The sequence below is a fragment of the Rhodococcus sp. (in: high G+C Gram-positive bacteria) genome (assembly GCF_049299235.1).
Taxonomy (GTDB): domain Bacteria; phylum Actinomycetota; class Actinomycetes; order Mycobacteriales; family Mycobacteriaceae; genus Rhodococcus.
In genome coordinates this window covers 1-14,581 of sequence record NZ_JBAQXC010000027.1, presented here as the reverse complement: position 1 = coordinate 14,581, position 14,581 = coordinate 1, and the positions used below count along the sequence as shown (strand labels likewise).

Below are 14,581 nucleotides of genomic sequence, written 5' to 3'. Positions count from 1 at the left end.
TTTCGGTAGCGGCCGCTACCGAAACCACACACCGGTCACGAGGTTCCGGCGGCGATTGTCGCGGGATGCACCGCGATCAACCCGAGTCCTTCGCGTCGCCGGCACAGTCGCGCGAGTTCGTCGTATGCAGCCACGCCCAGAAGCTCGCGCAGTTCGGGCGCGTACGACTGCCACACCGGCCGGGACCCGACGTGCGCGTCGGGTGAGCCGGAGCAGTACCAGTTCAGGTCGTGCCCGCCCTCACCCCAGCCGCGCCGGTCGTACTCGGTGACGACGGTGCGGAGGATCTCCGTACCGTCCGGACGTTCCACCCAGTCCTGTGTGCGGCGGATCGGCAACTGCCAGCACACGTCGGGCTTCATCTCGAGCGGTTCGATGCCGCGCCGCAACGCCATCTTGTGCAATGCGCAGCCGATGCCGCCCTCGAAGCCGGGACGATTCAGGAAGATGCACGCCCCCTTGTGCCGTCGGGTGCGCAACGCGGGTTCGTCCTCCAGGTCGTCTTCCTCCAGATAACCCTTCTTGCCGAGTCCCTTGTCGATGAACTGCCAGTCGTCGGCAGTGAGATGTTTCACTGCCGCGTTGAGCTTGTCGAGGTCCTCGTCGTCGGACAGGAATGCACCGTGCGAGCAGCAGCCGTCATCGGGCCGCTCCTCGATGATGCCCTGACACGCCGGCGTGCCGAACACGCAGGTCCAGCGTGAAAGTAGCCAGGTCAGATCTGCGGATATCACATGCTCGTCGTTGTCGGGGTCGATGAACTCGACCCACTCTCGTGGGAAATCGAGGGGAACTTCCGGGGCCGGATCGAGCTTGGATTCGCGGCCGGACATACCTGCTGTCACAGGGTCCGACGGTAGACCCAGTACCTTGTGTATGTGCGGCTAGGGGTACTCGACGTCGGAAGCAATACAGTTCATCTGCTCGTGGTGGATGCCCATAGGGGCGGGCACCCGACGCCGATGAGCTCGACCAAGGCCACCTTGCGCCTGGCCGAGTGCCTCGACGAGGACGGCAACATCAACGTGTCGGGTGCCGACCGGCTGGTCGAGACGGTCCACGAATTCGAGAACATCGCCCGCACCTCCGGGTGCGGTGAGCTGATGGCCTTCGCGACCTCCGCAGTGCGCGACGCCCGCAACTCCGATGCGGTGCTGTACCGGGTGCGGACCGAGGCCGGTGTCGCCCTCGACGTGCTCTCCGGTGAGGACGAGGCCCGGCTGACGTTCCTGGCTGTTCGTCGCTGGTACGGCTGGAGTGCCGGACGCATCCTGAACTTCGACATCGGCGGCGGATCCCTCGAACTCGCGTTCGGTGGCGACGAGGATCCCGATGTCGCGTACTCGCTGCAGCTCGGTGCCGGCCGATTGACCCGTGACTGGTTCCGGGAGGACCCACCGGGCAAGCGGCGGATCGCGGCGCTACGGGACTGGCTCGACGCGGAACTCGCCGAACCGGCCAAACACCTGCGCGGAGCAGGCGACGCGGACCTGACGGTCGCAACCTCGAAGACGTTCCGTACGTTGGCGCGGCTGACCGGCGCCGCGCCGTCGTCGGCGGGAATCCGGGTGCCTCGGACGCTGACCGTGAGCGGGCTCAGGCAGCTCATCTCGTTCATCTCACGGATGACCACGTCGGATCGCGCGGAACTCGAGGGAGTGAGTGCGGACCGGTCGCAGCAGCTCGTGGCGGGCGCGCTCGTCGCCGAGGCGAGCATGCGGGCACTCGGGGTGGAGTCGGTGCAAATCTGTCCGTGGGCACTGCGTGAAGGACTCATCCTGCGCAAACTGGACACGGAGATGGGGGGCGAACTGGTGGTGGCCGCCGGATGACGGAGAAGAAACCCGATACCGGGCAGATCTCGGTCGCCGAGCTGCTCGCGCGCAACGGCAAGTCGGTGGACTCCAGGGCAGGTGGTCGCAGGCGCCGAGGCACCAGCGGCGGGATCTCGGTTGCCGAACTGACCGGCGAGATACCGATCATTCCTGCTGCGGAGCAACCGCCCGCCGAGCCGGTCGCCGAAGTCACGGAGGTCGAGCCCCCGGAGCCTGATTCTCCCCAGCCTGAATCCCCCGAGCAGGAGCTGCTCGAGCCGGAATCTCCCACGCCCGAAATTCGCGAGTTCGAGATCCAGCAGCCCGAGCCCCCGAAGTTCGAGCTACCGAAGCCAGAGGTTTCCACGGCAGCCGCCCCGGCATCCGAACCGGCGAAGCGTCACGTCCCCGACCCGGCGCCCACCGTCGTCACCTCACCCGATCCCGTCACACCCGATCCCGTCACACCCGACCCCACTGCGGACGCGCCGACCACCGCAGACGGTGCGAAGATCGAATCGCCGACCGAGGTGATCCGAATGTCCGCGCTGCCGCGCCGGGCGCGGGCACACCTGGAGACGACCGGGACCTCCGCAGCGGTCGTTGCTCCCGCCGCGCCGGTCCTCCCTCGACCGGCCGACGGGCCCGAGCCCCGGTTGCTGTCCGGGCCGGCCAGCGACCTGCGTGGAACCGGCTCCGACGACGCAGACTCGTTCGACGACACGGATCTGATCGCCGGCACCGCCGGTGCCGATCCGAAAAAGCCGAACACACCGGCGAATGGGACAGTTTCGGCGACGTCGGGTTCGACGGACGCGCACACCGGCGCGGAGTCGAAGAACACGACCGGAGCGAGCGGTCGACGGCGACGCAAGGGCGGCAAGAACCGCGACGACACAGCACCGGACGACACGCCACGTGCCGGCAAGAATCACGACGGCACGGACGCCGAAGTCGACGGCGCGGAGAACGCCGACCCGGAGGGCGCAGGCGACGATCGAGCCGGTGGTCTCCGGCAGTGGGCAATGCTGGCCGGTGAGAGCCTCGCGGCGATCGTCGCCGGAGCACTGCTGTTCAAGGGTTTCGAAAGGCTGTGGGACCTGCTGCCGTGGGTCGCGTTCGCGCTGGCATTGCTGGTGATCGTCGGACTGGTGGCGGTCGTGCGCATCCTGCGCAGGACCGACGACATCACCAGTCAGCTCATCGCACTGGCCGTCGGGGCGTTCGTCACGTTCGGTCCACTCTTGTTCTTGTTGCCGAACGGCTGAAGGGAACGTGATGGCGGGGGCGCAGCGAATCCTGGTCGGGCTGTCCACCGCGTCGGTATATCCGGAAACCACGGAGGCGGCGTTCCGATTTGCGGCGGACCTCGGCTACGACGGTGTCGAGCTGATGGTCTGGGCGGAGTCGGTGAGCCAGGATGTCGGGTCGGTGCAGTCCCTGGTCCGCAAATATGCGATGCCGGTGCTCGCCGTCCACGCGCCGTGCCTGCTGATCTCCCAGCGCGTGTGGGGTTCGGATCCTGCGGACAAACTCGATCGGTCGGTTTGGGCCGCCGAGACGCTCGGCGCGGGGACGGTCGTAGTGCATCCGCCGTTTCGGTGGCAGCGCCGTTATGCGGACGGGTTCGCCGATCAGGTAGCGCGGTTGGAGGAACGCAGCGCCGTGTCGGTTGCGGTCGAGAACATGTATCCGATGCGGGCCGATGCCCTCTTCGGTAGCCGCAGCGCAGAACGGCTGCGTCGGCGCGGCGGGCCGGGCAGGGCGGTATCGGCATACAGCCCGTCCATCGATCCGACGGACACCGGATTCGCGAACTACACGCTGGATCTGTCGCACACCGCAACCGCGGGGATGGATGCGATGGCGCTCGCGGACCGGATGGGGGAACGGCTGGCGCATCTGCACCTCGCGGACGGTCGGGGTGCGTCCCTCGACGAACATCTCATCCCGGGTGACGGTGCGCAACCGTGTGCCGAGGTGTGCCGACGGCTCGCCGGCGGCGACTTCTCCGGCCAGGTGGTGCTCGAGGTGAACACGCAGAGCGCGCGCACCCGTGCGGAGCGGACGGTACTGCTGCGGCGTGCGCTCAACTTCGCGCGCGAACACCTCGCGCGGCCCCCGCGCCGCGCGATCACGGCGGGTCCGGTGCGGCCGCGTTCCACGGAACTCGTGCGGATCGAACCGGACCAGCCGGACGCGAATGCCCGCGACGAGCACGGCGACGCCTGAGTTCACGCCGGTGCCCGACAGGGCGCGTACCGCGGTGTTCCAGGGGCGTGGCAGGCTGGGGTCATGACGAGAATTGCGGTGATCGGTGGCGGCAGAATTGGCGAGGCCCTCGTCTCGGGCCTGCTGCAGGGTGGATTCGCGACGAAGGATCTCGTCGTCTCCGAAAAGTTCGCGGAACGTGCCGATACGCTGGCGCAGGAGTACTCGATCCGGGTGACCTCCGGGGTCGCCGACGCAGCCGAAGGCGCCGATGTTCTGGTCGTTGCCGTCAAACCCGGCGACGTGGACGCGGTCCTCGCCGATCTGGCGAGTGCGGACCTCGACGGTGATCGCGATCAGATGCTGGTGTCGCTCGCCGCCGGTATCCCCACGTCGAGGTACGAGAACAAGCTGCCCGCCGGTTTCCCGGTGGTGCGGGTGATGCCGAACACGCCGATGCTCGTGGGTGAGGGGGCGAGCGCCATCGCAGCCGGCCGGCACGCGAAGGCCGAGCATCTCGAGTTGGTACGGGAGATCCTGTCGTCCGTCGGAACGGTCACGACCGTCCCGGAACCGCAGATCGACGCGGTCACCGCCGTGTCCGGTTCGGGTCCCGCGTATTTCTTCCTGGTCGCCGAGGCGATGATCGACGCCGGTGTCGCGTTGGGGCTGAGCCGCGCGGTGTCGACGGAACTGGTCGTGCAGACGATGACCGGGTCGGCGGCGATGCTGAGCCGGCCCGGGGAGAGCGCCCCGGACCTGCGTGCGGCGGTCACCTCACCCGGTGGAACCACCGCGGCAGCCATCCGCGAGCTCGAACGTGGTGGGGTGCGCATCGCGTTCTACGAGGCGCTGACCGCCGCCCGTGATCGTTCCGCCGAACTGGGCGTCACCGGCGAATAGGCGACGAACCGAGCGTGCGCCGATCATATTCGTTGTCCGCACCGTCGCACAGGAACCAATCGTCACGCTAAGCTCGGACAAGCACGTGCGTGTCTGTTCCGCCGGTGGGGAAGCTGGCGGCGCGGGACGTGCCGGAGGTGTCCAATGGTTTCTGGAAACACACCGTCGAAAGGGCAACAGCCCCAGGACGGACAGTCGGTTCTCGCCGGTACCCAATTTCTCACCGTGGCCGAGGTCGCGGCGCTGATGAGGGTATCGAAGATGACCGTGTACAGGTTGGTCCACAGTGGTGAACTGCCTGCCGTGCGCGTGGGACGGTCGTTCCGCGTCCATGCAAAGGCTGTTCACGACTATTTGGAAACGTCGTACTTCGACGTCGGGTGACCCCTACCGGGTGATCCCTACCGGGTGACTGTCGCCGGGCGTGACCCGGCGATCGGAGCGGACCTCGTTTTCGCGCGGTGGTCCTGTCCCGGTACGATTGCAAGTCGTCGTACCGGCCAGCCGGTGTCGTAAGGCGCTGAGCTCGTCACCACGAGGCCCAGCGTCAACTGAGAGGCGTACGTCACCGGCGTGCGCAGGACCGCTAGAGAGAACGAGGGATACCCGCCATGGGTTCTGTTATCAAGAAGCGCCGCAAGCGCATGTCGAAGAAGAAGCACCGCAAGCTGCTCCGTCGTACGCGCGTTCAGCGTCGTAAACTCGGCAAGTAGATTTCGGCATTCCGGATGCCCGCCACCGTGTCGGTGGCGGGCATCCGGCATTTCACGTGGCATTTCGACCGTTGTGCGGTATTCGGGAACAGCTGTTACTTCTGCGTAATGCAGGTTCGGGTAACTCACCGTATTGTTGGAACCCATACCGCGGGGGCGGAAGCTACCGGGAACGGGACACGCGCCGGTTCGCCGGGTGGCGGGGGCAGGGGACAGTACGACTGAAGACAGGGGATTGCGCGTGACGTCGACTGCGGAGCCCGAGCCGCCGAAGGTCGCTCTGGTGACCGGTGCCAGCCGTTTCCTCGGCGGATATCTCGTCACCCGCCTCGCGCAGAATCCTGCGATCGAACGGGTGATCGCGGTGGACACCCAGTCGCCTACCAAGGACATGCTGCGCCGAATGGGCCGCGCCGAGTTCGTCCTCGCCGACATTCGGAATCCCCTGATCGGCAAGGTCATCCGCAATATGGACGTCGACACGGTCGTCCATGCCTCGACAGTCACCAAGGCGCCGAAATCCGGTAGTCGCACAGCGATGAAGGACATGAACGTCCTCGGTGCCATGCAGTTGTTCGCGGTGTGTCAGAAGGTGCCGTCGGTTCGGCGTGTGGTGTTGCGGTCGTCGTCGGCGGTGTACGGCTCCAGCGCCAAGGACCCGGCGAAATTCACCGAGGAGATGAGCGCCCGCCGTCGTCCGACCGGAGCTTTCGCCCGCGACATGATCGAGATCGAAGGATATCTGCGGGGGCTGGCGCGTCGGCGCAGCGACCTGTCCACCACAATCCTGCGGCTCGCCCCCACTGTCGGGAACAGGTTGCCGGGATCGGTGTCCGGCTATCTGACGTCGCCGCTGGTGCCGACGGTGTTCGGGCGCGATGCCCGGATGCAATTGCTGCACGAAGAGGACGCACTGTCCGCCCTCGAACGGGCCACGGTTGCCGGATCTTCGGGAACCTTCAATGTCGCCGGTGACGGCATCGTGATGCTGTCGCAGGCCGTCCGACGTGCGGGTGGTCTCGCCGTGCCCATGCCGTACGGCCTGTTCCGCACCGCGGGACACGCGCTCATGGGATCGGTCATGAAGTCGTTCACCAAGGAAGAACTCGACTACTTCCACTTCGGCTGCGGACTCGACACCACCCGGATGCGCACCGAACTCGGGTTCGAACCGCGATGGACCACGAAGGATGCACTCGATGACTTCGCCCGCAGTATCGGGATGAGTCGCATCGTGAAGACCGAATGGGTCGATCGAGCCGAATCGACGGTGCTCTCCGCATTGGGAGAGAAGACGGAGGCACGATGACGCAGGTTGCGAAAGTCATTCCCCTGCACGGAGGTACGAACGCGCAACGGCGCGGTGGTACGAATGCGCAACGGCGCGGTGGCACGAGCCCGACCCAGCGCGGCGGCACGGACGGGCCCCACCGCGGCGCGTCGAAACCAGGCAGTGGACACCCCGCGGGACGAGACGTCGACCCGTTCGACCCGCCGACGCAACACACCGCGGCGGACGGTTTCCTCGACGATCTCCGCTGGAGCGCGATCGATCAGGTCACCGGCACCGCGGAGTTCGTGCGTCGCCGCCTGACCGGCGACTACGACGTCGACGATTTCGGATTCGACCCGCATTTCACCGAAAACGTCATGATGCCGGTACTGCGGCCGCTGTTCGACAAGTGGTTCCGCGTCGAGGTCCGCGGTATCGAGAACATTCCCGCCGACGGCAGCGCGCTCGTTGTGGCCAACCATGCCGGAACTCTCCCGATCGACGCGCTCATGACGTCCGTCGCCGTGTGGGATCAGGCGCACCGGCCGCTGCGGATGCTCGCCGCGGATCTCGCATTCGACATGCCCGTCGTCGGCACCGTCGCCAGGAAGGCCGGGCACACGCTCGCCTGTCATCCCGACGCCGAGCGACTGCTGCGCGACGACCAGGTGGTCGCGGTGTTCCCCGAGGGCTACAAGGGACTGGGCAAGCCGTTCCGCGAGCGATACAAGCTGCAGCGGTTCGGCCGTGGCGGGTTCGTGTCCGCCGCGTTGAAGTCGCACGCCCCGATCGTGCCGTGCTCGATCGTGGGCTCCGAGGAGATCTACCCGAACATCGCCGATCTCACCTCGCTCGCGCGCGTTCTCGGACTGCCCTACCTGCCGGTCACACCGCTGTTCCCGGCGCTCGGTCCGCTCGGGCTCGTTCCGCTGCCGTCGAAGTGGTACATCGAGTTCGGCACCCCGATCCCCACCGACATGTACGAGGAGTCGGCGGCCGACGACCCCATGGTGTTGTTCGAGGTCACCGATCACGTGCGGGAAACCATTCAGCAGACGCTGTACAAGTTGCTCACCCGACGCCGGAACGTGTTTCTGGGCTGAGCCGGGCCTGGGCGAGCAGGGTCCCGGCGGTTACACGCGGTCGCGTCGGCGTCCGAGCAGGACCGCCAGTGCCCCGCCTGCCGCACCGATTCCCAGCGCGGTCGGAACGCCGATCTTCGCGGCTTTGCGTGCGGTCCGGTAGTCGCGGATCTCCCAGCCGCGGGTCTTGGCGAGTTCCCGCAGGTCGGCATCGGGATTGATCGCGACGGCCGTGCCGACCAACGACAGCATCGGCACGTCGTTGTGACTGTCGGAATAGGCGGTGCATCGCTTGAGGTTCAGCCCCTCCCGGATCGCGAGGGCACGCACCGCGTGCGCCTTGCCGAGTCCGTGCAGGATGTCGCCGACGAGCCGGCCGGTGAACACACCGTCCTTCGATTCGGCGACGGTGCCGAGCGCGCCGCTCAATCCGAGCCGTTTGGCGATGACGTCGGCCAGTTCGACGGGAGTCGCGGTGACCAGCCACACTTGCTGGCCTGCGTCGAGGTGCATCTGCGCGAGCGCGCGCGTTCCCGGCCAGATCTTGTCGGCGATGATCTCGTCGTAGACCTCCTCACCGAGCCGGCGCAGTTCGCCCGTCGACCGTCCCTGCACGAACGACAATGCCTTCTCGCGACCGCTCGCGACGTCGTTCGAATTCTCCTTGCCGGTGATCCGGAACTTCACCTGCTGCCACGCGAACTCGAACAGATCGGATTTACGGAAGTAGTCGCGAGAAACCAGTCCGCGGGCGAAGTGGATGATCGAGGCGCCCTGCACCATGGTGTTGTCGACGTCGAAGAACGCGGCCGCGGTCAGGTCGCGCGGCGCCGGTGTCCCGGTGTCGGCGCCGACCGGCGACTCGGCTCTGGCCTCGTGCAACGCCAGTGCGGCGTCGGCACTGGCTTCACCGGCCAGGTTCGCGCGCACCTCGGCTTCGCTGGGACCGAACTTGCTGAACAGCCGGGGGCGCCCGGGTCGGATGAGCCCGGGCAGCGACTCACCGAATCCTGCCCCGTACGGTAATGAACGTCCAGGCACTCGCACCTCCGGTGTCACGACGGCCGTGTCGCCGCGGGCAGCGGACGACGCGCTCAGCCTAGCCCGCGGCCGGGCCGGGTTCCGGGCGGGAGCGAACGCGGGGACCGCGTGTGTGACGTTCATCTCCGCAGGCGATGCGGCACAGTGGGGGAATGACAGAGTCCCGTCCGGGTGCCGCACGCCCGTCCGCACCCGCCCACGACGTCACCCTCCTCGTCCGCGCCGGATGCGGCGCGTGCGCGCCTGCTCGTGAACAGCTCGAGCAGGTGTGCGAGGAGTTCGGGCTGACCGTGACGTGCGTCGATGTCGACGTCGCTGCCGCAACGGATCCCGAGTTGCGCGCCGAGTTCGGCGACCGGTTGCCCGTCGTTCTTCTCGACGGCCGTGAGCACAGCTACTGGGAGGTCGACGAACCGCGGCTGAGGGCCGATCTCGCACGGTGACCGCGACCGATGCGGTCGTCGCGCAGGTAGCGAGCACATTCGGGGCCCTCGGAGCAACTTTGTGCATGGCTTCACAAGCGGTTACCGTGGTGTGAACGAAACCCGGATCACCGTGAGGACCGACGTGTATCCGTCGGCCGGACGAGGAGCCTCGAACGTGACAGAGCCGCACCCACCGCAGGGCGACGGCGCCCGCGGTACCGCCGGGACCGGCGGGGGTGCCTCTCCCGGAGTTCCGGTGCGCGATATCCCCCAGGCTACTGTCACGCGTCTCGCGACCTATCTTCGGGTCCTCGGTGGGCTCGCCGACACCGGCACACTCATCGTCTCCAGCGAGGAACTCGCGACCGCGTCCGGGGTCGGATCGGCGAAGCTCCGCAAGGACCTGTCGTTCCTCGGGCCGAACGGTGTGCGCGGCGTCGGTTACGACGTGCTGCGTCTGCAAGCGCGTATCGAGAACGCGCTCGGACTGGATCGCGGGCACCGTGTCGTGCTGGTCGGTGTCGGCAATCTCGGTCGCGCGCTCGCCCGGTATCCGGGTTTCGACCGCCGCGGATTCACCATGGCCGGATTGTTCGACTCCGACCCGACACTCGTCGGCACGCGCGTGGGCGAACTGACCATCCGGCACGTCGACGGGCTCGAATCCGGCGCCCGCGAACTCGGTGCGACGGTCGGGGTCGTCGCCACCCCGTGCGATGCCGCCCAGACGGTATGCGACGTCCTGGTCCGCTCCGGGGTGCGCAGCGTCCTCAGCTTCGCGTCGACCGAACTCGACGTGCCCGAGCATGTCGAAGTGCGTCGCGTCGATCTTGCCGTCGAGATGCAGGTGCTCTCGTTCAACAGCGTCCGAAACGACGAGTTGGCCCACGCTTCCGGTGACGGACGTCCCGCCGGAATCGCGCAGCCACTCGGTCCACTCGGAGCGGCGGTGAAGGTAGCGAGCGCCCCGCATCGGGCCTCGTCCGGGAAGTCGGGCCCGCTGGGCTCGGCCGTGACAAGAAACGGGTCGGTGATCGCACCGTGAGTGTTCTCCTCGTCGGGATCTCGCACCGGAGTGCCCCGGTGTCCGTGTTGGAAAAGGTGGCGGTCACCGACACGGATCGGCCGAAACTGACCGACAAGATGATGTCGTCCGGGCACGTCTCCGAGGCAATGATCGTCTCCACCTGCAATCGGGTGGAGGTGTATGCGGTCGTCGATGCGTTTCACGGCGCGCTTGCCGACGTCAGCGCTCTGATGGCGGAGCATTCCGGTCTGAGCCTGTCCGATCTGCACCAGCACGCATACGTGCGATACAGCGAGGCCGCGGCCGAACATCTCTTCTCGGTCGCGAGTGGCCTCGACTCGATGGTCGTCGGCGAGCAACAGATCCTCGGCCAGATCCGTTCGGCGTACGCCAGCGCCGACGCCCAGCAGGCCGCGGGTCGCGCGCTGCACGAACTCGCGCAGCAGGCGCTGCGGGTCGGCAAGCGGGTGCACAGCGAAACCGGCATCGACTCGGCAGGCGCGTCCGTGGTGTCGGTGGCCCTCGACAAGGCGGGTATCCGCCTCGGTGGTCTCGTCGGCCGCACCGCTGCCGTCATCGGTGCAGGCGCGATGGGCGGACTCGCGGTCGCGCACCTGACGCGCGCCGGGATCGATCGGATCATCGTGACCAACCGCACCAGAGACCGTGCCGAGCGCCTCGCCGACACCGCCCGCGGCAACGGCGTCGTGGCCGACGTCGTCGCCTTCACCGATCTCGCGTCCGCGCTCGCGGAAGCGGACGTGGTGGTGACCTGTACCGGCGCGGTCGGGACCGTGGTGACCCTCGCGGATGCGCATCGCGCGCTCGCCGAACCCGGCCGCGGAACGGACCGCCCACTCGTCATCTGCGATCTCGGTCTGCCCCGCGACGTCGACGTATCCGTTTCCGGTCTGCCCGATGTCACCGTCCTCGACATGGCGGCGTTGCAGGACGATCCCGCCGCGGGCGCGGCCGCATCCGACGCCGAAGCCGCTCGCGCGATCGTCGCCGCCGAACTGTCCGAGTATCTGACCGCGCAGCGTCTCGCCGAGGTCACCCCGACGGTCACCGCGCTGCGGCAGCGTGCCGCCGAGGTCGTCGAGGCCGAACTGATGCGCCTCGAGTCCCGCCTGCCCGACCTCGGGGACGGGGAACGCGGTGAGGTCGCCCGGACGGTCCGTCGCGTCGTCGACAAACTCCTGCATGCGCCCACGGTGCGCGTGAAACAACTCGCGTCCACGCCCGGCGGCGACCAGTATGCCGAGGCGTTGCGCGAACTGTTCGAACTTCGTCCCGGTGCGGTCGAGGCCGTCGCCATGCCAACGGCGAAGGAGCCGGGCGCCCTGCCGGACCCGGTCGGCCTGGCCGACCTGTCCGCAGCCCTCGATCCCGCACTCACATCGGAGCTTCGGGCTCCACGAAAGGACAGGCAGGCATGAGCGCCGAGGCCGCATCGGTCACCCGGAGCGACGACCGGGCCGGCAGCCGCACACTGCGAATCGGAACGCGCGGCAGCCTCCTCGCCACCACACAGGCCGGTACCGTCAGAGACGCGCTGATCGCCGCCGGGCATCCCGCCGAGCTGGTGATCATCACGACCAAGGGCGACACGTCGATGGCGCCGGTCGAGCGCATCGGTGTCGGTGTGTTCACCGCGGAACTGCGTGAGGCGCTACTCGCCGGCGACGTCGATATCGCCGTGCACTCGTACAAGGACCTCCCGACCGCCCAGGATCCGCGGTTGGTCATCGCCGCGGTGCCGCCTCGCGAGGATCCGCGGGATGCGCTCGTCGCACGTGACGGCCTGGTACTGGGCGAACTTCCGCCCGGGTCGACGATCGGCACATCCGCGCCGCGGCGCCGTGCCCAACTCGCCGTACTCGGTCTCGGACTCGACATTCGGCCGCTGCGCGGCAACATCGACACCCGGCTCGGCAAGGTCGAATCCGGCGAACTCGACGCGATCGTCATCGCCCGTGCGGGGTTGTCCCGGATCGGGCGTACCGACCGCATCACCGAGTCGCTCGAACCGGTACAGATGCTGCCGGCACCGTCCCAGGGTGCGCTCGCCGTCGAGTGCCGCGCCGATGACACGGAATTGATCGCCGCGGTCGGCCGACTCGACGATCCGGCCAGCCACGCCGCGGTCGTCGCCGAACGTGCACTGCTCGCCGAACTCGAGGCCGGCTGCACAGCGCCGGTCGGTGCCCTCGCCGAAGTCGTCGAATCCCTCGACGACGACGGCAGGGTTTTCGAGGAACTGTCGGTGCGGGGTTGTGCCGCGGCGATCGACGGTTCCGATGCGATCCGCGCGAGCGCCGTCGGACCGCTGGATCGCGCCGACGAACTGGGCCGCAGCGTCGCCCGAGAACTCCTCGATCTCGGCGCCCGCGAACTGATGGTCACCGAACCGGGGTTCGCCGAGTCGACCGAAGAAGGTGCCGCAGATGTTTGACACCCCGCGCGTTCCTTCCCGTTGTCCCGATACCGCAGTTTTGATCGCACTGGAGAATCACCGATGAGCCGAGTCCGCAAGCACACTCCCGGACGGATCCTGTTCGTGGGATCGGGGCCGGGTGACCCGGCGCTGCTCACCGTGCGTGCACACGATGTGCTGACACGCGCCACGATGGCGTTCACCGATCCCGACGTCGACCGGGCCGTCGTCACGCTCGTCGGCACCACCGCCGACCGGAACCCGGAGACGGGGGAGTCGATCGCCGAGGTCCGTCCCGCGCTCGGAGAGCCTGCCGAGGTCGCGAAGACGCTGGTCGCCGAGGCCAGGAACGGGCACGATGTGGTGCGTCTGGTCTCCGGCGATCCGATGACCACCGATTCGGTGATCGCCGAGGTCAATGCGGTGTCCCGAACCCAGGTGGTGTTCGAGGTGCTGCCGGGTCTGCCCTCCGGGTCGGCGGTGCCGAGCTACGCCGGCATGGCGTTGGGGTCGTGTCACACCGAGGTCGACGTTCGCGGCGAGATGGACTGGGCGGCACTCGCGGCCGCCCCCGGCCCCCTCGTGCTGCACGCGACCTCCGGCCACCTGGCGGAGACGGCCAGTGCTCTCGTCGAGCACGGTCGGGCTCCGCAGACCCCGGCCGCGATCACGGTTCGTGGCACCACCCGTCAGCAGCGCACCGTGGAAGCGACGCTCGCGACCCTCAACGACGCCGGTTCCGAACTGTTGGGATCGCTGATCGTCACCGTCGGCAAGGTCGTCTCCCACCGCAACAAGCTCTCCTGGTGGGAGTCGCGTGCACTGTACGGCTGGACGGTCCTCGTTCCGCGCACGAAGGACCAGGCCGGTGAGATGAGCGATCGGCTCGTCACCCACGGTGCGATCCCCATCGAAGTGCCGACCATCGCGGTCGAGCCGCCGCGCAGTCCCGCTCAGATGGAGCGGGCCGTCAAGGGCTTGGTGGACGGTCGCTACCAGTGGGTGGTGTTCACGTCCACCAATGCGGTGCGCGCGGTGTGGGAGAAGTTCGAGGCGTTCGGCTTGGATGCGCGCGCGTTCTCGGGCGTGAAGATCGCGTGTGTCGGTCAGGCGACCGCCGACAAGGTGCGTTCGTTCGGCATCACCCCGGAGTTGGTGCCGACCGGGGAGCAGTCCAGTGAGGGCTTGCTCGCCGAGTTCGCCCCGTACGACGACGTTTTCGACCCGGTGAACCGGGTGCTGCTTCCGCGTGCGGACATCGCCACCGAGACCCTCGCGGAGGGTTTGCGCGATCGCGGCTGGGAGATCGACGATGTCACCGCGTACCGCACGGTCAGGGCTGCGCCGCCGCCGGCGGAGACCCGCGAGATGATCAAGACCGGCGGTTTCGACGCGGTGTGCTTCACCTCGTCGTCGACGGTTCGCAATCTCGTCGGCATCGCCGGTAAACCGCACGCGCGCACGATCGTTGCGTGCATCGGCCCGAAGACCGCGGAGACGGCGATCGAGTTCGGGTTGCGGGTGGACGTGCAGCCCGAGACGGCGGAGGTCGGGCCGCTGGTCGAGGCGCTCGCCGAGCATGCCGCCCGACTGCGCGCCGAAGGTGCGCTGCCGCCGCCGCGTAAGAAGTCCCGAGCCCGGCGCTGACTCCACCC

Annotated in this window: 15 protein-coding genes; 13 read left to right on the top strand and 2 right to left on the bottom strand. The window is 67.9% G+C overall.

What is annotated here, in order from left to right; genetic code table 11:
• Nucleotides 1–35 precede the first annotated feature (35 nt).
• Nucleotides 36–833 carry a hypothetical protein gene (locus WAX14_RS01785; RefSeq protein WP_422626382.1) on the bottom strand — a complete coding sequence of 266 codons (798 nt, stop codon included), beginning with the start codon at nucleotides 831–833 and terminating at the stop codon, nucleotides 36–38.
• 45 nt (nucleotides 834–878) lie between these two features.
• On the opposite strand from WAX14_RS01785, the gene WAX14_RS01780 reads away from it, so the two are divergent.
• The 8 genes from WAX14_RS01780 (at nucleotide 879) to WAX14_RS01745 (ending at nucleotide 8,017) form a co-directional block, all read left to right on the top strand.
• A complete protein-coding gene (locus tag WAX14_RS01780) occupies nucleotides 879–1,832 on the top strand; it encodes a hypothetical protein (protein ID WP_422626380.1) in 954 nt (317 codons plus the stop codon).
• Nucleotides 1,829–3,082 carry a hypothetical protein gene (locus tag WAX14_RS01775; RefSeq protein ID WP_422626379.1) on the top strand — a complete coding sequence of 418 codons (1,254 nt, stop codon included), beginning with the start codon at nucleotides 1,829–1,831 and terminating at the stop codon, nucleotides 3,080–3,082. The genes WAX14_RS01780 and WAX14_RS01775 overlap by 4 nt, the downstream gene beginning before the upstream one ends.
• 10 nt (nucleotides 3,083–3,092) lie before the next feature.
• Nucleotides 3,093–4,046: a sugar phosphate isomerase/epimerase family protein gene (locus WAX14_RS01770; protein ID WP_422626378.1), complete on the top strand. Its 954-nt coding sequence runs from the start codon at nucleotides 3,093–3,095 to the stop codon at nucleotides 4,044–4,046.
• 63 nt (nucleotides 4,047–4,109) lie between these two features.
• A complete protein-coding gene (proC, locus tag WAX14_RS01765; RefSeq protein ID WP_422626377.1) occupies nucleotides 4,110–4,928 on the top strand; it encodes a pyrroline-5-carboxylate reductase in 819 nt (272 codons plus the stop codon).
• A gap of 144 nt (nucleotides 4,929–5,072) precedes the next feature.
• A complete protein-coding gene (locus WAX14_RS01760) occupies nucleotides 5,073–5,312 on the top strand; it encodes a helix-turn-helix domain-containing protein (protein WP_197250589.1) in 240 nt (79 codons plus the stop codon).
• Between the two features lie 227 nt (nucleotides 5,313–5,539).
• Complete coding sequence (locus WAX14_RS01755; RefSeq protein WP_003402602.1) at nucleotides 5,540–5,641, top strand: 30S ribosomal protein bS22; 102 nt, start codon at nucleotides 5,540–5,542, stop codon at nucleotides 5,639–5,641.
• Nucleotides 5,642–5,882: 241 nt separating this feature from the next.
• Nucleotides 5,883–6,950, top strand: coding sequence for an NAD-dependent epimerase/dehydratase family protein (locus WAX14_RS01750; RefSeq protein WP_422626376.1), 1,068 nt, complete (start codon nucleotides 5,883–5,885; stop codon nucleotides 6,948–6,950).
• Nucleotides 6,947–8,017, top strand: a complete 1,071-nt coding sequence (locus tag WAX14_RS01745) for a lysophospholipid acyltransferase family protein (RefSeq protein ID WP_422626375.1) — start codon at nucleotides 6,947–6,949, stop codon at nucleotides 8,015–8,017. The genes WAX14_RS01750 and WAX14_RS01745 overlap by 4 nt, the downstream gene beginning before the upstream one ends.
• 30 nt (nucleotides 8,018–8,047) lie before the next feature.
• Here the strand turns inward: WAX14_RS01745 and WAX14_RS01740 are convergent, their stop codons facing one another.
• Nucleotides 8,048–9,037, bottom strand: coding sequence for an HAD family hydrolase (locus WAX14_RS01740; protein WP_422626381.1), 990 nt, complete (start codon nucleotides 9,035–9,037; stop codon nucleotides 8,048–8,050).
• Nucleotides 9,038–9,189: 152 nt separating this feature from the next.
• Between WAX14_RS01740 and WAX14_RS01735 the strand changes: the two genes are divergently transcribed.
• From WAX14_RS01735 to WAX14_RS01715, 5 genes are all read left to right on the top strand, one after another.
• On the top strand, nucleotides 9,190–9,480 hold the full coding sequence (locus WAX14_RS01735) for a glutaredoxin family protein (protein ID WP_422626374.1): 291 nt from the start codon (nucleotides 9,190–9,192) through the stop codon (nucleotides 9,478–9,480).
• A gap of 157 nt (nucleotides 9,481–9,637) precedes the next feature.
• Nucleotides 9,638–10,507, top strand: coding sequence for a redox-sensing transcriptional repressor Rex (locus WAX14_RS01730; RefSeq protein ID WP_422626373.1), 870 nt, complete (start codon nucleotides 9,638–9,640; stop codon nucleotides 10,505–10,507).
• Entirely contained in the window at nucleotides 10,504–11,928 is a 1,425-nt protein-coding gene (locus WAX14_RS01725; protein WP_422626372.1) for a glutamyl-tRNA reductase, read from the top strand. The genes WAX14_RS01730 and WAX14_RS01725 overlap by 4 nt, the downstream gene beginning before the upstream one ends.
• Nucleotides 11,925–12,944, top strand: coding sequence for a hydroxymethylbilane synthase (gene hemC / locus WAX14_RS01720; protein ID WP_422626371.1), 1,020 nt, complete (start codon nucleotides 11,925–11,927; stop codon nucleotides 12,942–12,944). The genes WAX14_RS01725 and hemC overlap by 4 nt, the downstream gene beginning before the upstream one ends.
• Before the next feature lie 63 nt (nucleotides 12,945–13,007).
• Nucleotides 13,008–14,573 (top strand): uroporphyrinogen-III synthase, encoded by a 1,566-nt coding sequence (locus WAX14_RS01715; RefSeq protein WP_422626370.1) that lies wholly within the window; start codon nucleotides 13,008–13,010, stop codon nucleotides 14,571–14,573.
• The last annotated feature ends 8 nt before the right edge of the window (nucleotides 14,574–14,581 follow it).

Excerpts from the sequence above, each read along its gene's own strand:
- hemC (WP_422626371.1), top strand. The coding sequence starts at position 11,925 with ATGAGCGCCGAGGCCGCATCGGTCACCCGGAGCGACGACCGGGCCGGC.
- WAX14_RS01770 (WP_422626378.1), top strand. The coding sequence starts at position 3,093 with ATGGCGGGGGCGCAGCGAATCCTGGTCGGGCTGTCCACCGCGTCGGTA.
- WAX14_RS01755 (WP_003402602.1), top strand. The coding sequence starts at position 5,540 with ATGGGTTCTGTTATCAAGAAGCGCCGCAAGCGCATGTCGAAGAAGAAG.
- WAX14_RS01785 (WP_422626382.1), bottom strand. The coding sequence starts at position 833 with ATGTCCGGCCGCGAATCCAAGCTCGATCCGGCCCCGGAAGTTCCCCTC.
- WAX14_RS01735 (WP_422626374.1), top strand. The coding sequence starts at position 9,190 with ATGACAGAGTCCCGTCCGGGTGCCGCACGCCCGTCCGCACCCGCCCAC.
- proC (WP_422626377.1), top strand. The coding sequence starts at position 4,110 with ATGACGAGAATTGCGGTGATCGGTGGCGGCAGAATTGGCGAGGCCCTC.
- WAX14_RS01715 (WP_422626370.1), top strand. The coding sequence starts at position 13,008 with ATGAGCCGAGTCCGCAAGCACACTCCCGGACGGATCCTGTTCGTGGGA.
- WAX14_RS01745 (WP_422626375.1), top strand. The coding sequence starts at position 6,947 with ATGACGCAGGTTGCGAAAGTCATTCCCCTGCACGGAGGTACGAACGCG.
- WAX14_RS01775 (WP_422626379.1), top strand. The coding sequence starts at position 1,829 with ATGACGGAGAAGAAACCCGATACCGGGCAGATCTCGGTCGCCGAGCTG.
- WAX14_RS01760 (WP_197250589.1), top strand. The coding sequence starts at position 5,073 with ATGGTTTCTGGAAACACACCGTCGAAAGGGCAACAGCCCCAGGACGGA.